The following is an 18,548-nucleotide window of genomic DNA, read 5'->3' on the forward strand; positions in this document are numbered from 1 at the left end:
GCTGCCACGGTGCCCTGGCCAGCCACTCCGCGATCAGAGCTCCCATCAAGGCACCAGGCACGGCGATCCGGGCAGCGCGGGCAGCGCGGCCGGGACGGCGACCTTGCGGATCATCGTCATCTTGCCTCCGCTGTAGGCCGTGACCAGGTCGATCGTCGGGCGCGGCGCGGAGCGCAGGCCGAACACCGGGTTCACCAGCGCCGGGAAGAACACCACGATCCCGCCGATCACAGCGATGCCGAGCGCGCCGACCAGGTCTGCGATCTGCCGCTGTTCCAGGGAGAACCGCTGCTTCTTCGCTAGCACGGTCTCGCAGACCGGCGTGAACGACCGGTCCTCGGCGATCACCGCAGCGGCAGGTCGAGTTCGGCGCACGCGGCTACCAGCCCCGCGGGCATCGCCCTGGTGACGAGCAGCCAGACGATGAGGCCCGCTGCTTGGCTGCGTGCCAACGCGGCGGCGAACGGGCGGCTGTCGGCCGGTTCGTAGTACCAGAGGCAGCTGGTCAGCACCAGGTCACCGGGAAGCAGGGACCGAGCCCGGAGCGGACCCAGCGGCGGCTGTAGGGCTCGACGAGGTGCAGCAGCTGGTCGATGAAGCGGAGCGCCAGCCGCCGCTTTCGACAGGTCGTAGATCCGGCGGTGGAACTGGTAGTTGAGGAACGCGCGGCCCGCCGCGTCGGCGCACTTCTCGCGCATCTGATCGGCCATGACCTGCAGTTCGTCGATGTCGCGTTCACGGCAGCCGCGCACGATCTCGTCGGCGAGATTAGGTTCGAGCTGGAGGCGCAGTTCGAAGAGCTCGGTGATGTCGCCGTGGCTGAGCTCGGCGACGATCATGCCGCGCTGCGGTTGCACCTCGATGAGGCCCTCGGCGGCGAGTGCGTGCAGGGCTTCGCGCAGCGGGATGCGGCTGACTTCCATTTCGCCGGCCAGTTGTTCCTGGACCAGGCGGGTGCCGGGGAGGAGCTCGCCACGCCGGATGGATTTCCGCAGCCGCGCGGCGATCATCTCGGCGCTGTTGCTGGTCCGGGCTGCCCGCGAGTCACTGCGCCAGTGATAACGCTTGGCCAATCCGCAGCGACTGTATACATTCGCTGCGATTCAATGCGAGAGGAAGGTTCCCGGATGTCCGGTGAGGTCGACGTCGCAATCATCGGCGGTGGATTGCTCGGCCTGGCAACGGCGAGGGCGGTGCTGCGCGCACACCCGGATGCCTCCGTGACCGTCCTGGAGAAGGAATCGCGCTGGGGCGCGCACCAGTCAGGGCACAACAGCAACGTGATCCACAGTGGCCTCTACTACGCCCCGGGCAGCCTCAAAGCGCGGCTGGCCCGCGCCGGCGGAGAGGCGATGATCCGCTACTGCACCGAGCACGGCGTGCCGGTCAAGCGCACCGGCAAGATCGTGGTCGCCACGGCCGAGGACCAGCTGCCGCGGCTGGACGCGCTCGCAGTCCGAGGCCGGGAGAACGGCGTCACGGTGCAGCGGTTGAACCGCGCCGAGATCGCCGAGCGGGAACCGCACGTCGCCGGGGTTGGCGCGTTGGCGGTCGCCGACACCGCGATGACCGACTTCGGCCAGGTGTGCCGCGCCGTCGCGGCCGAACTCACCGAACTCGGCGCCGACCTGCGCACGAACTCGCCAGCGCGGTCGTTCACCGTCGGCCGTGACCGGACCGCCGTCCACACACCCACCGGCGAGGTCCGGGCCCGGGTCATCGTCAACTGCGCGGGCCTGCACAGCGACAAGATCTCCGAAGCCGCCGGGCACCGGCCGCCGGTGCGGATCATGCCCTTCCGCGGCGAGTACGCCGAGATCCGCCCGGCCCGCCGCAGGCTGATCAACAATCCGGTCTACCCGGTTCCCGACCCGGACCTCCCCTTCCTCGGCGTGCACGTGACACCGATGCTCGACGGCACCGTGCACGTAGGACCCAACGCAGTGCCCGCCCTGGCGCGACAGGGATACCGGTGGCGCGACGTCGACCCGCGCATGCTGGCCGAACTGCTGCACGATCCCGCCCTGCACGGGCTCGCGCGACGCTACTGGCGCTACGGCCTCGCGGAAATCAGCCGATCGCTGATCTGGCCGCTGTTCGTCCGCGAAGTCCGCCGGATGCTCCCGGAGATCAACAGCGAAGATCTGCGCCGGCACGGCAGCGGCGTGCGGGCGCAGGCCGTCAAGGCCACGGGCGAGCTGGTCGACGACTTCGTCATCAGCCACACCCCGCGCGCGATCCACGTGCTCAATGCCCCGTCGCCAGCGGCGACTTCGAGCCTGCTCATCGGTAGCCACATCGCCGCCGAAGCCTTCGACCAGCTCGGGCTCGCCGACATCGCCCGGCGCGTGCGCGAGTCCCCAACCGGAAGCTGACCTGGAAACCCGTTGCGGCGCAACCACCTGCCGCGACCTCGCCGCAACGGCGTTCCCCTCCAAGCAGTTCCCGGCCACTGTGCGCGCCAGCGGGTCGGACCGCACCGAGAGCGGTGTCCGTTCTGCTGCCAGCAGGCGCAACAACCCGGAGGGTCGGATAGCGAGCTCCAACTGCGAATTCGGCGACCAGATCTACGCGCCCGGTGGCAAATCCCCATAACAGAACGAGAACCGATGCGGGCAATCCGCCGCACCCCGATCCGCAAGCACCGGGGAACGTCAAAACGTGCGAAGAAGCTGCCAGGCGGATCGTGCATGGCTCGTACCCCGCACGACTGCGCCGGCCGATCGGCGTTCAGACCGGCCGGGCCGCCTGGATGAGTGCGTACGAGCCGCTGGTCCGCCAGGCATCGCCGGTCTTGTCCAACGTCGCCGCTGTCGCTTCGTCGAGTCCCACCACGACCTCGGATTTCAGGACCCGCAAGGCGACGACCGGGCCCGGGAAGTACGACGTGACATCGACGAAGGACGTGGTAGGGGGCCAATACCGGTCACCGACGAGCCGTCGGTAGTTCAGGTCGCCCTTCATGATGGTCACCGAGGCGGACGCGAACTCCTCGCGCAGGTCGTAGGGCATGCCACGGTAGTCCAGCGGAGCGCAGAAGAACGGGTGGTCGCGCACCTCGATCCGACCGGCCCGCAGGCCGTCCCAGACGCGCCGCCCGATCGCACCCACCTCCCCGGCCAGCTCGATCAGGTGGCGCAGGACGCCGAGCACGTCGGCGGGCGTGGCATCGGAGACGTAGTACGGGGTCGGTTTGACGTGCAGGACGACGCGGTCCGCGCGGCCGGTCGTCAGCAGGTGGTCGACCAGCACCAGGTCGGCGGCCAGTTCACCAGCGGAGTTGTCGGCGACGAGGTGGACCGGACCGGGCGCGTCGAACAGCGACCAGAACAGCAGGCTGTCGCCGGTCACCAACCCCGCCGCAGCGCCCTCGGCGTCCACCGACATCCGGAACGCGAGGTCGGCCTGGTTTCCCCACACCGCGGCCTGCACCACCGCGTCGTCGCGGCCGCGCTCCCCGAGCAGCGGCAGCTCGTTGAAGGCAGCCAGCGCTTCGGCCGCACCCGCGCTGCCGAGCTCGGCATTCTTCGGCGAACGGATCTATACCGCGCCACGGACCGGGCGCGAAGTACCCGATGGCGGCGAGCAGCTTGCGGAAGAAGTAGCTCTCCGCCCACAGGAACGAGCATTCGGACCACGGCCTGCCCAGCCGGTCTTCCGCCCAAGCCGCCCAGGCGCCGTGGTCGGGCGCGTCGTCGTCAAGCGGTTCGACGACTCCCCCGGTCGTCTCGCGCAGCAGTTCCGCGAGCCTGTCACGCACCCCGGCCCCGAACGGGAACGCGGCGCACAACTGCTCGATCATGGCCGGGTGGCGTTCGTGGAACACCTTCCACGCGAACGAACCAGGCACCCCGATCGTGATCGACTGCGCTTCCGATCCCACGACAACTCCCCGCTGTGCTCCACGACCAACTTGCAACCGGGAGCCTACGCACGTTCCCCGGCTGGTTCCTGGCGCTGACCCCGGCGGCAAGAGATCGGTTCCAGTGCTGGTCGACGACGTCGAGGAATAAGACACTTGACGTACCGGACCGAGCAACTGCCGTCATGTTTTCTCCTGAGAGAATCGGTACGATCCGTACCGAATTCGGGAGGGAACATGACGGACGAATCGCCCGGCCCAGCCCCGACCAGGCGGCGCGGGGCCGCCCTGGAGCAGGCGATCCTGCGCGCTGCGGCCGACGAGCTCGTCGAGTCCGGGTATCCCGGGCTGAGCATGGACCGCGTCGCAAAACGCGCGGGTACCAACAAGAACGCGATCTACCGCCGCTGGCCCAACCGGGCAGCACTCGGCGTTGCCGCGTACCGGCAGATGGTCGAAACCGAGATGAAGGCCCCCGACACCGGGGAGCTGCGCGGCGACGTGCTCACCCTGTTGCGGCGGATCAACCGCGACCTGTCCTCCCCCAAGGGCGAAATCGTCCGCGGCCTGCTGTCCAGCATCGGCGACGAACCGGAACTGCTGGCGCAGCTGCACGAACAGCTCACCGACGGAGCGGGCGTGTGGCTGACGATCCTGGGACGCGCAGTCGCCCGCGGCGAGATCCGCCCCGAAGTGCTGCATCCACGAGTCGCCACCGTGGCAATCACGTTGCTGCGCAACGAGTACATCACCCGCGGGCTCGCGACAGCGCCCGACAGCACCATCGTCGAGATCGTCGACGAGGTGTACCTACCGCTGCTCCGCGGCCGCAGCGCGAACCCCTGACCTCCACGCGACCGGGCACGATCTGCTGCGCGAGCTGCAAGTCCCCGCTGAAATGCCACACCTGAACGAGGTTATGGCTGGTCACGGCACATCGGTTGCGGAGGCTTTTGTGGCTCCTCCGGGAGTTGTGAACCCGGCCAGGACCCTTGCCGGGGTGCCGTTGGGGATCTTGATCGGGACGTTTCTTTCGCCTTGGCCGTTCACGTCGAGCCCCTGGTCCGCTAGGACTGCGCCGTTGGCGTCCAGCACGAACAGGTGTACCCGGCCCGGTCCGTTCACTTCGAGGCGGGCGTGGACCTCACCTTGCTCCGCTTGCGCACCGGTGAGCCTCGTTCCCGCATCGCCTGCCGGCCGCGCGCCGCCCAGCGACGTGTTCCGCAGTACCGCCTGGTCGATCGACCGGGGCGAATCCACCGAGGACAGCGCGTTCAGCGGGAGCACCGAGGCAGGTGGCGGGGCGGGCCGGCCTGCGGGCCGGTCCTGGAGGATCGCCTGGCCCCAGCGGTACGGGTCGCCTTGCACGCCTCCCCAGGTGGACCAGCCGATCCGGGACTGGCCGGTCAGGTCCTGGGTGTCCGAGTCGTACACCAGGACGTTCAAACCCAGCTTCCGGGGATCGACCGAACCGGGCAGCACTTGCAGCGGGATGGCCAGCTCGACCGTGTACCCGCCCTCGCGCAGCTTGGACGCGATCTTGACGCCGGGCGCCGTCTCCTCGCCCGGGCCCTGGTGGTTGTCGGCGTCCCTGGCGTGGCAGGGTGCCCCGGATCCGCTGGTGGTCGGCAGCACCGCGACCTTGAACGTGCTCGACGTGTTCTCCGAATCCGCCTTCGGGTCGATGGTGATCTCGACGGCGTCGGTGCGCCAGTGCCGCTTGCAGTCCTCGGGTGCCAGGACCGCGCCCTGCTTCTCGTCCACCACGTCGACCAGTGCGTACAGCGTCTCACCGCGCCAGGAGAACCTTGCGGTGGCAGCACAATCCGGCGCCGCGCACCCCTCCCCTTCCCACAGCGCGGATGCGTCGAGCGGCGCGCCCGGATATTCCTGCGGTCCCGCTTCACCGTCAACCACCGGCTCGGTGCCGGACTGCGGAATCGTGGTGGCCGGAACCAGTTCCAAGGCTGCGGCGCTCTCGCCCGTCGCGCCGTCATCGGTGCGGGTGATCAGGGTGTACGGGTGATCGCCGCCGTGCATTCCGGTGGGCATTTCCGGGTCCGTGCCGCGCACCTCGAAGGTGAGCACCGAAGTCTCCCCGGCAGCGGTCGCCTGGAACGGCTGCTCTGCGTTCGGCACCTCGAACCCCTGAGGCGGCACGAACCGAACCGTGCCGGAACGGGGTTTCGCGCTGTAGTTGCGCACGACCACTTGCACGTCGCGTTTGCCGAGGGCCGGGACCGTTTGGACCGGGGCGACCTCGTTCTGCAGCAACGGAAGCTGCGCGTCGGTGGTCCACCGCTGGAACTCCGCGACACCCGGCAGCGGTGCCTGCTCGGCCACTACCGGTGGCACGACGTCGAACCGCAGCTCACTTTCCCCACGGCCCTGCGGGGATTCGACGCGCACCGGCACCTGAACCCGCTCGGATCTGTGCCGGCCGGGAACCGCCACCGTTAGGTCGACTCCTGCGGTCTCCCCCGGTTCCAGCGGCCCGAAGGCGCCGTCGCCCTGGAGTTCCCATCCTGGCGGAAGATCCAGCGCGACCCGGCCCGCCTGCAACGCCGTGTTCGCCGGTGCGGTCACCTCGACGTGAACCGGCGTGCTCGCACCGGCGGTGATCCGCGAGCGCTCTGCGGTCGCGGTCAGCCCGGTTCCGACCGGCAAGCCGCCGGGAATCGGTAGCAGTGCCCCGAGCAACGGCGCATCCGCGCCTTGTGCCCCTGGCATGTGCGCGGCGCGGTTGGCCATCTCGGTGAGGTGGTCGCATCCGATCTGCGCGGGATCGCGCGGGACGTCCGGCCGGGTGGCCCACCCCTGGCTCTTGTATTCGCGTTCGGCGACGCGTTCCCGCTGCTCCCAGTTGGTGTCCCCGACGACCCCGTACACGTAGTACTCAGGCCCCGGCGAATCCACCGACGTGGTGCGCTTCTCGCAGTCCTCGCCTTGGACTTCCTCCTCCGCCCCGGCCGCGTTGGACAGCACCCGGCGCACGGACCACGGCGAGAGACCCTCGTCGCTGATCTGCTCCGGGAACGCCGCGGGATCGGAGGCCTGGCGGTAGGCCTCAAGCGCGAGCCGTGCCGCGTACTGGTGGTTGCCGTGGTTGCCCGGCGTGGGCGCGGGGTTCATGGTCACCACGACCTCGGGCCGGGTTTGCCGCACGACGCGGACGAGCTTCGCCAGCACCTCGTCGTGGTGCCAGGCCTGCTCGGTCAGCGGGGCGCTCACCGTGTAGTAGAGGTCGGGCTTGTCCAAGTTGTACACGTCCGAGATGCCGAGACCTCCGACAGCACGGCGTTCCTCACCTTCGCGCAGCAGGCCCAACGCCGGTCCTTCCTCCGGTCCGACCGCGTTGCCACCCCCTTCACCTCGGGTGATGGTCACGACACCGGTTCGCACCTGGTGGTCGTGCCGCCAGCGGCCGAAGGTGGACAGCAGCGAAGCTTCGTCGTCTGGATGCGCCCCGACGAAGAGAACTTCCAGGTCTTGAGGCTCCGGTTGCGCGGAAGCCGCCGGGGGCAGGATCCCCGCACCCAGCACCCCCGCCAGCGCGACAGCCGAACATGCACGAACCGATGGCACCGATCCACTCCTCGGACGAGACGATCATGCGGCGCCGAGAATGGCACGGCCCCGATCACCGCGCACGCAAGAACAGTCCACCGCAGAAGACATCTCACACTTCAGGACGACAGCGGTGACGGACCGGCTCGAAGCAGACGCTGCTCGAGGTCAAGACATTCACCGTCGCACGGTGGGAGGAGGGCGTCGATCTGACGCGCGTGCTCGGCGCTGCTCCGCTGGGGGCGTTGGCGACACAGTCGGTCGCGCAACCAGGGAAAAGGCAACCCAAGCCGCCGAACGGCTGGATCGCTCAGCGTAGGCTGGTCCAGGTCAGGCCCGCGCGGCTGCGCGCCGGAGCAGCACCCATGTCGACGCAAGCAGCGCTGCCGCCGCGACGGCTTGCGCAACCGCGAAGGTGCCCCAGGAACCCTGATATGCGCCGTCGGACCAGAAGGCGTTGCCGAGGTAGGTGAATCGGGGGCCTAGGAGCAGGGAGCCGAGCAGGAGCAGCAGTTCCGGGCCGAGGTATGCGGCGACGGTCGCGGCGACGAAGGCCCGCTGGGATTCGTCGCCGGGCTCCGTGAGCGCGGTGGCCGCGCACAGCCCGCCGATAGCGACCACCGGCAGCAATGCCGCCAGCGCTCCCACCCCGGCCAGCACGGTCATGCTGCCGTATTCGTGCGGGATCCCGGCGAACAGCAGGATGAACTGCGCGGCGGCTGCGCCCACCACGACGTAGGCGAGCGGCCGCCGGGTCGGCGGCACGATGCGGGCGCGCCGGGGCAGCACGTCGAACGGCGCCAGCCGCATGACCAGCAGGACGGTGAAGGCGATCACGGAGAAGAACTCCAGCCAGACCCACACATCGGCCTCGGCGTGGATCGAGGCGAGCGCGTCCACGAGGCAGTAGACCGCGTTCGCGACGACCAGCCCGGTACCGACCGCGCCTCGTCCGCTGGGGCGCTCCATCAGCACCAACCCGGCGAACAGCATGGCGAACCGGATCAAGAAGTAGCCGAGCCCCAGGAAACTCGAAGCGGCGATCATCGGGGTGGAAACGAACAACGTGGTCGCCGCGACCGCCGCGGCTGCCGCGAAAAGCACCTTCGGGCTGCGGAGCCACACCGGAGTCCGCACACGGCTGCGCCAGTCCCCATCGACCGGCGGTGGCGCCGTTCGCGCGCGGGCCCAGTCGAGCACCGCCGCCATCCTCGCCGACAGGTTGCCGACGCCCGGCGGGCTGACCGCGTTCCGCAACTCCGCTGCCAACGCGGAAAACGGCACGCCCGCCGCGCTGGCCGCCACGACGATCAGCTCGTCGGCGGCCTGCGGCTCGGCCGCCAGCCGGTCCTCCCCCAACCGGCGGACTAGGAGCTCGCGCGCCTCGACCGCGCTGAGCACGTCCAGCATCAGCGAGCGGGCGCCCTCGGCGATCAGGCCGGTCAGCGGGTTTCGGCTGGTCAGCACGATGAAGGAGTTGGAACCACCGGGCAGCAGCGGGCGCACCTGCTCGGCGTCGCGGACGTCGTCCAGCACCACCAGAACCGGCTTGTCGGCCAGCAACGTGCGGTACCGGGCCGCCTGAGCAGCAACATCCGACGGAATCCTGTCTTCTCCCAAGGCTTCCAGGAAGCTCCGGAGCACATCGCCGGGTCGCGCCGGCCAGCCGGAAGGGTCAGAACCCCGCAGGTCCGCGTATAACTGCCCGCCGGGGAACCGGTCCGCCACCTGATTCGCCCAGTGGACCGCCAGGGCCGTCTTGCCGATGCCCGTGGTGCCCTCGACCGCCGAGATCACCACAGCCCTGGCGGAATCCGCCAGCACGGCGTGCAACGCAGCTAGTTCGTCCGCCTGCCCGGTGAACGGGGCAACGGCCTGCGGCAGCTGCCGCGGCACCACCGGCTCCTGGTGCTGTCCGCCGAAGTGAACACCGCCGTAGACGGCACCCACCTGCGCAACCGGCCCGTTGACCGTGCCGCTCTGCTCGTTGTTCGTCTCGCCCTCATCGCCCACGAGGCACCCACCCCCATCCCATCTGGCCCAATGTGACGTTACCGGGTGATCTTAGCGCCAGCGGTGAAAACCCGTGCGGGGAAAGGACATGTGCGGGCCCGGTCGTCGGGCCGGGGCGGGCCGCAGCCGCGCGACGAAGTCCGCGAACTCGGCCTGCTGCTGCGGGGTCATCACGCCCTTCGGGACCACCACGCCCTGCGCCTTGCCGAACATCACGTATCAGACCTCGGGAGTTTCCACCGCGCGCCCGAGACCCGCCCAGCAGAGCCGCGACCGCACGATGAACGGGATCTCGCGGCTCTCGAAGTAGTCCACCGCCGCGAACCACTTGCCGGCGCATGAGAACCACGGTCACCGACCAAGGGCTTCAGCACCCCAGCACCGACCGCTGAGCTTTACACGTGTTCCTCCTGACATCGCAGCCCACCCGGCCCACCGCCGAGTGCGATCGTTACCAGGATCGCCGCGACCACCCACATCGCGGATCATCCGTCAGGCCGAGCCCTGCCCCGCAGCCGATCGGCCACCAAAAACGGCTCTTGTGATCGATTAGTGGGCGTGTGGCCTGGGGTTGGGTCCGGAAGATGAAGGCACGCCCTCGCTTCGGGCTAGGTTGTTGGTTGCGAGATCAACAAGCTGATCAGGGAGCGAACGACGTGCCGGATGTCAGTGTATGGCGCGCGATGGCGGGTCTGGACGACAGGACCGTGATCGAGCGTGTGGCTTTCGAAGAAGGCCGTCCTGGCCGCAGAGCGGGTAGTGCTGCATGTGCGGCCCAGCCGCCGTAAGGGCGAGCATGACCGGTGCGGCCGGTGCGGTCGGAGAAGCCCTGGATACGACGGCGGGAGGCGCCGTGAGTGGCGGAGTGTGGATTGCGGGCTGACGCAGATGTGGCTGGCAGCCGACGCGCCCAGGGTGCGCTGTGCCGAGCACGGGGTGACTGTGGCTCGGGTGCCCTGGGCTCGGCATGGTGCCGGGCACACGCTTGTCTTTGACGCCCAGGTGGCGTGGCTGGCGGTGCGAACCTCGAAGTCAACCGTGCGGGAGTTGCTGCGAATCGCATGGAAAACGGTCGGGTCGGTCATCGACCGGGTCTGGGCCGACATCTCCGCTGAGATCGACCTGCTCGACGGGGTCCGCAAGATCGGGATCGACGAGGTTTCCTATAAGAAGAACCATCGCTATCTGACGATCGTGGTCGACCACGACACCGGTCGGGTCATCTGGGCCGCGCCGGGCCTGGGCGCCGCCACGTTGAGCACGTTCTTCGACGAACTCGGACCCGAACGCACCGCGGCCTTGACCCACGTCAGCGCTGACGCGGCGCACTGGATCGCCTCGACGGTCACACAACGCGCCCCGCAAGCGATCTTGTGCGCCGACCCGTTTCACATCGTGGCCTGGGCCACCGACGCCATCGATACCGTCCGCCGCCAGGAATGGCGTGCCCTCAAAGCACTCGCCGACACCGAACGCGCAGAACAGGACCGTCGTGTCGGCCGCCCCACTGCCGATGATCCGAAGCCGGAAACCCCACGGCAGGACCTGGCCAGGGAGTTCAAAAACGCCCGCTACTCCCTGCTGAAAAATCCCGACAACCTCACCCAGGACCAAAGCCTCACCCTGAAGTGGATCACGGCTTCCAGCCCCCGCCTCCACGAGGCCTACGCGTTCAAAGAGAAACTCCGCATCGTCTTCCAAGCCAGGGGTAAGCAGGGCAAACGCATCCTCGACGCCTGGATCAAAGAGGCCGGGCGCAGCACCCTGGAACCCATCCAGAAGCTCTGCAAGTCCGTGGTCCGCATCCGCGCGTCCATCGAGGCCAGCCTGGAGCACGGGCTGTCTCAGGGCCTGATCGAGTCCACTAACACCAAGATCAGACTCTTCACCCGCATGGCCTTCGGGTTCCACACGCCCCAGGCCCTGATCGCCCTCGTCATGCTCAACCTCGGCGGCCCGACACTCACCCTCCCCGGGCGCACTTAACCCACACATACGTCAGGAGAGCCCCAAAAACAAGCCATTTGGCCAGGACGACCAGACCACCTCCGCGACGAGCGGGCTCGTGCTTCCGCATGTTCCTGGGCGGCCGACGTCGCCAACAGCCCCGAAATCTTGGGACTAGGGTCGGTTCCATGGTTGATCGGTTTCAGGTCGTTCCTTCCGTTTACATCGCGCTTCGCAGGTCGGACGCCCGCGAGGAGGTGCTGCTGCAGCTGCGCCGCAACACCGGATATATGGACGGGCATTGGGCCCTGGCCGCGGCGGGCCACGTCGAATCCGGTGAATCCGTCATCGACGCCGCGTGCCGGGAAGCCACCGAGGAACTCGGCATCGACATCTCCGCCGAAGACCTCGTACCGCTGTCGGTCATGCACCGAACGCAGGGCGACCACCGGGCGATCAACGAGCGGGTGGACTTCTTCTTCGAATGCCACCGCTGGACCGGTAGGCCCAGACGGGCCGAGCCTGAGAAGACCGCCGATCTGCAGTGGTTCCCGCTGGACGCACCGCCGAATCCGACAGTGCCCCACGAGCAGTACATCCTCCAGCACCTGTGCGCAGGCACCCTCCCCCGGGTCACCACGTTCGGCTTCTGACCGCCTGTCGTCGACTGGGGTTTGACCTTCACCCAGGGACAACCCGCAGGGTCTGATCACCGGGCGAGGTGCCCGGGACGGGGAGGGAGCCATCATGGCCAGGCTGAGCATCGGCGATTTCGCACAGGCATCGGGCCTGCCGCCGAAGGCGTTGCGGCTCTACGACGAGCTGGGGCTGCTGCCACCGTCTGATGTCGATCCGCGTTCGGGTTGCCGCGCTGAGCAAGCTGTTCTCCACCGGCCGCCCAAGGCGTCCAGTTGGGGAAGCGTCCACAATGTCTCGACCCAGCGTCCACCTGGATGGGGCTTTCAGGGCCTGCAACGACGCCCAGTCGGCCCTGGCCGCCGAGCGCCGCACCGACGAGAACCTGGCCGACCTCAACGCGTCGCTGGAAGCGCCGAACGACACCCCGGCGAATACCATCTCTGCCTCGGGGAGGACTTTCGGTTCCACGAGATCGTGACGCGATCCTGCGGGAACCCGTTCTTCTCGTGGTTCATGGCTCCGGTGAACACCTGCCTGCGCGAGTCCTACAAGAACGAACGCGCCTACCTCGCGAGCCTCCCGAGGACTTTCGCCGAGCACCGCGCCATCCTCGATGCCATCACTGCTGGCGACGCAGCGGCAGCGCGCCGGAATTCGCGCCAGCACCTGAACCGCGTGATCTCGCAACAGGAATCCCTGGTCACACCGGGTGACGAGCCGTAGTCGCGCCTGACTTGGATCGACCGTGGAGTCCTCAGCCGCAACGCATCTCCAATGAAGGCAGGCACGTTGAACCCCTCCTCCTACTCCCACCGTGTTCTCCCCGACGACGTCGTCCGATCGACGCTGGTCGCCCGCGTCTTCGACCCGGTGTGCGGAGGGCCGTGCGTCGCCGCGGTGCGCGGGTCGGCGGTCGTCGACTTGACCGGCGTCGAGCCCACGGTTTCCGGGCTACTCGAGCGCACCGACGCCGTGCACATCGCGCGAACGCACGAAGGCGGCCGGAGCTGGCAGCTGTCCGACCTCCTGGACGCCACGCTCGCCGACGATCGCACGCGGCCCCACTTCCTGGCACCTGTCGACCTGCAGGTCGTGAAGGCCGCGGGCGTGACCTTCGTCCGGAGCATGCTGGAGCGGGTGATCGAGGAGCGCGCCGAAGGCGACCTCCGCCGGGCCGAGGAGATCCGCGCCAAGCTCGGCAGCGTCATCGAAGGCCGGATCTCCCAGGTCCGACCGGGTTCCGCGGAAGCGCGGCGGATCAAGGAGGTCCTCGTCGCGGAAGGTCTCTGGTCGCAGTACCTGGAGGTCGGCATCGGCCCGGACCCGGAGATTTTCACCAAGGCCCCGGTGCTGTCCGCGGTCGGCACGGGCGCGGAGGTCGGTGTGCTGGAGCGCTCGGTGTGGAACAACCCGGAGCCCGAACTCGTGCTCGCGGTGACCTCGCGCGGTGTGCCGGTGGCGGCGACGCTCGGCAACGACGTCAACCTCCGCGACTTCGAGGGACGCAGCGCGCTGCTGCTGACCGAAGCCAAGGACAACAACGCGTCCTGCGCGATCGGCCCGTTTCTCCGGCTGTTCGACGACGAGTTCACCTTGGACGACGCGCGGAACGTGGAGATTGGCCTGGAGATCACCGGCACCGACGGCTACCGGCTGGACGGGGTCAGCCCGGTCAGCGAGATCAGCCGCGACGTGCGCGAACTCGTCGACCACGCCCACGGGCGCCACCATCAGTACCCGGACGGGTTCGTGCTGTTCACCGGCACGATGTTCGCCCCCACCGAGGACCGAGACGTCCCCGGCCAGGGCTTCACCCACAAGCCCGGTGACGTCGTATGCATCTCCTCCCCCGCACTGGGAGCCTTGATCAACGTCGTCAGCACCGCGGAGGCCGCACCGGACTGGACGTTCGGTATCCGCGCGCTGATGACCAACCTCGCGGCCCGGGGTCTGCTCGCGGGCAACCCGCAAGCGTGATCCGCGAACCGCGCCTCAACGGAGGCTAACCAGCTTTCCCGCTACGCCGCGCTGGAGTGGACCGGGCGCGGATCCGCGACCGGCTTGGCGCCGATGCGGCCCTTCCTGCACGCGTACGCCGAGGCCGGTGGCCCGGCCGGGCTCCTGGAAGAGGAAACCCTCGTCCAGCTGATCCGGCACCAGTTGCGCCGCGAGGCTCCATCGTTCCAGCGGCAGGAGCTACAGGGAACCGTCCACGACTCGGAAGACGTCGCCTACCACGAACGCCGCCTGGAGATGTTCGGAGAACTCCGCCCGTGACCCCGCAAGATCCGGAAACCCTTTTCCCGCAGCTGAACTCGCAACCGGGCCTCCCGGCGAAGCACCCGGTCGGGAACCCTGCGCCGGGTCGGCTGCTGTTCGAGAATTGGGGTCACCACACCCGCGCCGCGTCGACGACGTTACCGACAGGAGCTATCCGCATGAGCACTTCCGCGCAGATCGGCGTCACCGGGCTCGCCGTCATGGGGCGCAACCTCGCCCGCAATTTCGCGCGCAACGGCTACGCGGTCGCCGTGCACAACCGCACCGCGTCGAAGACCCGCGCGCTCATGGACAAATTCGGCCACGAAGGCGACTTCGTCGCGACCGAAACCCCGGCCGATTTCGTCGCCGCGCTGGAACGCCCCCGCCGCCTCGTGATCATGGTCAAGGCCGGTGATCCCACCGACGCCGTCATCCAGGAGTTCGCGCCCCTGCTGGAACCAGGCGACATGATCATCGACGGTGGCAACGCGCACTTCGCCGACACCCGACGCCGCGAGCGCGAACTGCGCGAGCACGACATCCACTTCGTCGGTACCGGCATCTCCGGCGGCGAAGAAGGCGCGCTGCACGGGCCCAGCATCATGCCCGGCGGATCCACGCGGTCCTACGACTCCCTCGGACCCATGCTGGAGAAGATCGCCGCGAAGGCCGCCGGCGGCGCACCCTGCGTGACGCACATCGGCCCCGACGGGGCGGGCCATTTCGTGAAGATGGTGCACAACGGCATCGAATACGCGGACATGCAGCTGATCGGTGAGGCCTACCAGCTGCTCCGCGAGGTCGCTGCCTTCTCCCCCGCCCAGATCGCCGACGTCTTCCGCACCTGGAACACCGGCCGCCTCGACTCCTACCTGATCGAGATCACCGCCGAAGTCCTGTCCCATGTGGACGCCGCGACCGGCAAGCCGTTCGTGGACGTGGTCGCCGACCAGGCGGAGCAGAAGGGCACCGGACGCTGGACCGTGCAGCTCGCGCTCGAACTGGGCGTGCCGGTCCCGGGCATCGCCGAAGCGGTCTTCGCCCGCTCGCTGTCCGGTCACACCGCCCTGCGCGAAGCCTCCCGCGGGCTCGCGGGCCCCGCGGCGAAACCGCTGGGCAGCTCCGAGGCGGCCGCGTTCGCCGACCAGGTCGAGCAGGCGCTGTACGCGTCCAAGATCGTGTCCTACACACAGGGCTTCCACGAGATCGCCGCAGGCAGCGCGGAATACGACTGGAACATCGACCTGGGTGCGATCGCCTCGATCTGGCGCGGCGGCTGCATCATCCGCGCCGCGTTCCTAGACCGCATCCGCGCCGCTTATGATTCGCGCCCCGACCTGCCGAGCCTGCTCTCCGACCGGACGTTCGCGCAGGAGATCGCCGCCGCCCAGGACGACTGGCGGGCGGTACTGGTCGCCGCCACCACCCAGGGCGTGCCGACACCGGGATTCGCGGCGGCACTCGCCTACTACGACGCGCTGCGCGCGGACCGGCTCCCGGCCGCACTCACCCAAGGCCAACGCGACTACTTCGGTGCCCACACCTACCGCCGCACCGACCTCGAAGGCTCGTTCCACACCCTCTGGGCAGCAGACCGCTCCGAAGTGCCGGCCTGACCGTTTCGGGCTACGCGGTTACGGCGCGGCCGTAGCGGTCTTCCAGGCGGACGACGTCCGCCTGCCACCCCGGATCCGCGGTGGAGGCTTCCAGCAGGACCACGTCGGACACGGCGATGATCCGGTGCACCACCCCGGACGGGATGCTCGCCGTCTGGCCGGGGCCCAGTTCCATCCGGACCAGCGACGTCCGGCTGGGCCCGAGGTCGAGCAGCGCGAAGCCGGACTGGACGGCGACCGTCTCCTCCTTCTTCTCGTGGTACTGCAGCGAAAGTGCCTCACCTGCGCGGATGTGCAGCACCTTGCCAACGTAGCGGCCTTCCACGACGGCGAAGATCTCCTCGTAGCCCCAGGGCTTTTCGATCCGGACCACCGTTGCGAGGCTGGACAGCGCGAACTCTGCGACGTCGGTCACGACGATCCATTCCTTTCCAGGTGAAACGCCAACTCGAATGCGCGTTCGGGCAATCTGCCCGCGAACGCGCGGACGGCGCGTCCACGGGAGTCTCGACGACCTGGCGGCGCACGACGAACCAGCATTCGATTCCCCCAAGCACGCGGTGCGAAGCACCACGGACTTGCGCACCATAACGCCGGAAATGCGATGCCGCCCGGGTCCGGAGACACCCGGGCCGACACCGCTACCGAATCGGACGACAGGCGGCGACGTGTGCTTCGGAAGTGACAACTGGGGCTGCTGGGCTCGTGACCGAGCGCGTCAGGGAGTGGGCCCGGGCCCGGCGGTCGGCAGGTAGCGCGGCGCCCGCCAGGCGTTCAGCTCGCGCTCGGCGACCGCCGCCAGCGACAGCAGCTCGGCGTCCTGCCGGTAGCCCGCCATGAGCAGCAACCCGACTGGCAACTCGCCGACGGAACCGGCGGGCACCGACACCGATGGGAAGCCCGCCACCGCCGCCGGGGTCGAGGACGGGATGACGTCGTCGTCACCTCGTTCGCAGTCCGTGGTCCACGCCGGCGGGTTCGCCGGCGAAGCGATGGCGTCCAAGTGGTGCGCGGCCAGGGTCTCGTCGATCGAACGCCGCGAGAGATCCGCCAGCTCGGCGCGCATCGCCTGGTACTGCGGATCGGTCGTCGGCGGCGCGGCGAGCGCCTGTTCGAAGAGCTCCTGGCCGGCGAAGCAGGTCTGCTCCGCTGACGTCCGGCGGTTGAACTCGATCAACTCGGCGAGATCCCGGGGGCCCTCGCGGGTGGCGAGGTAGGCGTCGATGTCACGGTGGAACTCGCTCAGCAGCGCGGGGAACTCCAGCTCGCCGAGCCGGTCCTGGTAGGACGGGGTCACCTCCAGCACCTCGGCGCCGGCGGCGCGGAGCCTCTCCTCCGCACGGGTCATCACGGCGTCGACCTCCGGTCCCAGCACCGGCAGCCGCCACAGGCCGATCCGCTTGCCGCGCAGGTTCATCGGCGGCGAGAACGCAGCGGCGCCGTCCGCGCCCTGCAGCACCGCCAGGGTCAGCGCGGTGTCGATGACGTTGCGCGCCATCGGGCCCGCGGTGTCTTGCTCCGCCGAGATCGGCACCACGCCTTCCTGGCTGACCAGGCCGAGGCTCGGCTTGTGGCCGACCACCCCGTTCATCCCGGCTGGGCACACGATGGAGCCGTCGGTTTCGGTGCCGATCGCCACCTGCGCCAATGACGCGGCGAGCGCGGCGGCGGAACCCGACGACGAACCGCACGGATTGCGGTCCAGCACGTACGGGTTGCGGGTCTGCCCGCCGACCGCCGACCAGCCGGAAGTGGGCGTATCCGCGCGGAAGTTCGCCCACTCGGACAGGTTCGTCTTCCCGAGAATGACCGCGCCCGCGTCCCGCAGCCGGCTCACCACAGCAGCGTCCGAGCGCGGCGGCCTCCCCGCCAGCGCCAGGGACCCGGCCGTCGTCGGCAGATCCCGGGTGTTCACGTTGTCCTTGAGCAGAACGGGAATTCCGTCGAGCGGCCCGAGGGTCGCACCCCGGCGGTGCCGGACGTCGCTCGCGGCCGCCTGGACCATCGCCGTCGGGTCGGTGCGCAGCACCGCGTTGAGCTTGGGGTCGACGGCGCGGATCCGCCCCAGGTAGGCGGCGGTCAGCGCCGACGAAGTCAGCGACCCGCTCGACATCCAGTCCTGGAGTTCGGGAATCGTCACAGTGCCGAGGTCGGCCCCGACCGTGGAGGCGGACTCCCGGCCGATGGCCCCGGAGTTGCCCAACATCAACGATCCGGCGGCGAGTGCGGCGATCAGCGCGATAGCGTCCATTCTGCGCATGAGGCCCATGAGACAACGCCCAACTCGATCGGCGCAAGATCTTCTCGGCGTAGCTCCAGCGCTCTTCCGCCACCCGCATCGCGGCGCGGGTTCACCCGGCGCGTTCGGCCATCAGCCGCTACCAGGCGGCGTTGGACTCGACCGGCATCCTGCTGGTCCGGCTCGTCGTCGACCCTCCGTGGCCCGCGACCGTCTCCGGGACCGGCACGCCGACGACGAACCCAGCCTGCGCTGGCACCTGGACCGCACGAACGAACTCGCCGAGATCCTCGACGCGGCCGGACTCGACGACCTCGTCCTGGACTCCTCCCACGAGCCGCCAGCGAGCCTCGCCGCCGACGTCCACACCGCGGCCGGCTGGTAGCGCCGTGAGTCTTCTGGA

The 18,548-nt window shown here is 69.0% G+C and carries 17 protein-coding genes and 2 pseudogenes; 11 read left to right on the forward strand and 8 right to left on the reverse strand.

Features of this window, described 5'->3' with window-relative positions; genetic code table 11:
* Positions 1 to 45: 45 nt before the first annotated feature.
* On the reverse strand, positions 46 to 348 hold the full coding sequence (locus SSPN_RS48670; RefSeq protein ID WP_010693280.1) for a hypothetical protein: 303 nt from the start codon (positions 346 to 348) through the stop codon (positions 46 to 48).
* Entirely contained in the window at positions 345 to 1,010 is a 666-nt protein-coding gene (locus tag SSPN_RS42850; protein ID WP_010693281.1) for a GntR family transcriptional regulator, read from the reverse strand. Before SSPN_RS42850 ends, SSPN_RS48670 begins: the two co-directional genes overlap by 4 nt.
* 117 nt (positions 1,011 to 1,127) lie before the next feature.
* Between SSPN_RS42850 and lhgO the strand changes: the two genes are divergently transcribed.
* Entirely contained in the window at positions 1,128 to 2,375 is a 1,248-nt protein-coding gene (gene lhgO / locus SSPN_RS0107460; RefSeq protein ID WP_010693282.1) for an L-2-hydroxyglutarate oxidase, read from the forward strand.
* A gap of 355 nt (positions 2,376 to 2,730) precedes the next feature.
* Here the strand turns inward: lhgO and SSPN_RS59425 are convergent, their stop codons facing one another.
* Positions 2,731 to 3,432, reverse strand: a complete 702-nt coding sequence (locus SSPN_RS59425) for a damage-control phosphatase ARMT1 family protein (RefSeq protein ID WP_272941728.1) — start codon at positions 3,430 to 3,432, stop codon at positions 2,731 to 2,733.
* Positions 3,433 to 4,099: 667 nt separating this feature from the next.
* Between SSPN_RS59425 and SSPN_RS0107470 the strand changes: the two genes are divergently transcribed.
* Positions 4,100 to 4,708 (forward strand): TetR/AcrR family transcriptional regulator, encoded by a 609-nt coding sequence (locus SSPN_RS0107470; protein ID WP_010693285.1) that lies wholly within the window; start codon positions 4,100 to 4,102, stop codon positions 4,706 to 4,708.
* A gap of 81 nt (positions 4,709 to 4,789) precedes the next feature.
* On the opposite strand, the gene SSPN_RS0107475 is transcribed toward SSPN_RS0107470, so the two are convergent.
* From SSPN_RS0107475 to SSPN_RS56490, 3 genes are all read right to left on the reverse strand, one after another.
* Positions 4,790 to 7,447, reverse strand: coding sequence for a sugar-binding protein (locus SSPN_RS0107475; protein ID WP_010693286.1), 2,658 nt, complete (start codon positions 7,445 to 7,447; stop codon positions 4,790 to 4,792).
* Positions 7,448 to 7,759: 312 nt separating this feature from the next.
* A complete protein-coding gene (locus tag SSPN_RS48675; RefSeq protein ID WP_010693287.1) occupies positions 7,760 to 9,442 on the reverse strand; it encodes an NB-ARC domain-containing protein in 1,683 nt (560 codons plus the stop codon).
* Between the two features lie 51 nt (positions 9,443 to 9,493).
* Positions 9,494 to 9,658, reverse strand: a complete 165-nt coding sequence (locus SSPN_RS56490; protein WP_010693288.1) for a hypothetical protein — start codon at positions 9,656 to 9,658, stop codon at positions 9,494 to 9,496.
* Between the two features lie 440 nt (positions 9,659 to 10,098).
* Here SSPN_RS56490 and SSPN_RS42865 point away from each other — a divergent pair.
* The 8 genes and pseudogenes from SSPN_RS42865 (at position 10,099) to gndA (ending at position 15,906) form a co-directional block, all read left to right on the forward strand.
* Positions 10,099 to 11,428: pseudogene (locus SSPN_RS42865) on the forward strand (ISL3 family transposase).
* 149 nt (positions 11,429 to 11,577) lie between these two features.
* Positions 11,578 to 12,042, forward strand: coding sequence for an NUDIX hydrolase (locus SSPN_RS0107505; RefSeq protein WP_010693290.1), 465 nt, complete (start codon positions 11,578 to 11,580; stop codon positions 12,040 to 12,042).
* Positions 12,043 to 12,136: 94 nt separating this feature from the next.
* Positions 12,137 to 12,220, forward strand: a pseudogene (locus SSPN_RS59430) (MerR family DNA-binding transcriptional regulator); the annotation flags it as partial.
* 97 nt (positions 12,221 to 12,317) lie between these two features.
* On the forward strand, positions 12,318 to 12,506 hold the full coding sequence (locus SSPN_RS59435; RefSeq protein WP_237710662.1) for a hypothetical protein: 189 nt from the start codon (positions 12,318 to 12,320) through the stop codon (positions 12,504 to 12,506).
* A complete protein-coding gene (locus SSPN_RS59440; protein ID WP_010693292.1) occupies positions 12,503 to 12,751 on the forward strand; it encodes an FCD domain-containing protein in 249 nt (82 codons plus the stop codon). Before SSPN_RS59435 ends, SSPN_RS59440 begins: the two co-directional genes overlap by 4 nt.
* Positions 12,752 to 12,802: 51 nt before the next feature.
* Complete coding sequence (locus tag SSPN_RS0107520) at positions 12,803 to 14,005, forward strand: fumarylacetoacetate hydrolase family protein (RefSeq protein ID WP_010693293.1); 1,203 nt, start codon at positions 12,803 to 12,805, stop codon at positions 14,003 to 14,005.
* An 84-nt stretch (positions 14,006 to 14,089) separates the two neighbouring features.
* The gene (locus SSPN_RS42870; protein WP_170121579.1) at positions 14,090 to 14,305 is read left to right on the forward strand and encodes a hypothetical protein; all 216 of its coding nucleotides are present in this window, start codon (positions 14,090 to 14,092) and stop codon (positions 14,303 to 14,305) included.
* 161 nt (positions 14,306 to 14,466) lie between these two features.
* Positions 14,467 to 15,906, forward strand: coding sequence for an NADP-dependent phosphogluconate dehydrogenase (gene gndA, locus SSPN_RS0107530; RefSeq protein ID WP_010693295.1), 1,440 nt, complete (start codon positions 14,467 to 14,469; stop codon positions 15,904 to 15,906).
* Positions 15,907 to 15,916: 10 nt separating this feature from the next.
* Here gndA and SSPN_RS0107535 read toward each other — a convergent pair whose 3' ends face one another.
* Positions 15,917 to 16,321, reverse strand: a complete 405-nt coding sequence (locus tag SSPN_RS0107535) for a cupin domain-containing protein (RefSeq protein WP_010693298.1) — start codon at positions 16,319 to 16,321, stop codon at positions 15,917 to 15,919.
* A 303-nt stretch (positions 16,322 to 16,624) separates the two neighbouring features.
* On the reverse strand, positions 16,625 to 18,166 hold the full coding sequence (locus SSPN_RS0107540) for an amidase family protein (RefSeq protein ID WP_029535068.1): 1,542 nt from the start codon (positions 18,164 to 18,166) through the stop codon (positions 16,625 to 16,627).
* Positions 18,167 to 18,344: 178 nt separating this feature from the next.
* Here SSPN_RS0107540 and SSPN_RS42875 point away from each other — a divergent pair, with 178 nt between their 5' ends.
* Positions 18,345 to 18,530, forward strand: a complete 186-nt coding sequence (locus tag SSPN_RS42875; protein ID WP_010693302.1) for a hypothetical protein — start codon at positions 18,345 to 18,347, stop codon at positions 18,528 to 18,530.
* Positions 18,531 to 18,548: the final 18 nt, after the last annotated feature.

This window comes from Saccharopolyspora spinosa NRRL 18395, from assembly GCF_000194155.1.
Taxonomy (GTDB): domain Bacteria; phylum Actinomycetota; class Actinomycetes; order Mycobacteriales; family Pseudonocardiaceae; genus Saccharopolyspora; species Saccharopolyspora spinosa.

What these genes read in the sequence shown, in the direction of transcription:
- SSPN_RS42850 (WP_010693281.1), bottom strand. Translation starts at nt 1,010, where the DNA reads ATGATCGCCGCGCGGCTGCGGAAATCCATCCGGCGTGGCGAGCTCCTC.
- lhgO (WP_010693282.1), top strand. Translation starts at nt 1,128, where the DNA reads ATGTCCGGTGAGGTCGACGTCGCAATCATCGGCGGTGGATTGCTCGGC.
- SSPN_RS0107470 (WP_010693285.1), top strand. Translation starts at nt 4,100, where the DNA reads ATGACGGACGAATCGCCCGGCCCAGCCCCGACCAGGCGGCGCGGGGCC.
- SSPN_RS0107505 (WP_010693290.1), top strand. Translation starts at nt 11,578, where the DNA reads ATGGTTGATCGGTTTCAGGTCGTTCCTTCCGTTTACATCGCGCTTCGC.
- SSPN_RS59435 (WP_237710662.1), top strand. Translation starts at nt 12,318, where the DNA reads ATGTCTCGACCCAGCGTCCACCTGGATGGGGCTTTCAGGGCCTGCAAC.
- SSPN_RS0107520 (WP_010693293.1), top strand. Translation starts at nt 12,803, where the DNA reads ATGAAGGCAGGCACGTTGAACCCCTCCTCCTACTCCCACCGTGTTCTC.
- gndA (WP_010693295.1), top strand. Translation starts at nt 14,467, where the DNA reads ATGAGCACTTCCGCGCAGATCGGCGTCACCGGGCTCGCCGTCATGGGG.
- SSPN_RS0107540 (WP_029535068.1), bottom strand. Translation starts at nt 18,166, where the DNA reads ATGCGCAGAATGGACGCTATCGCGCTGATCGCCGCACTCGCCGCCGGA.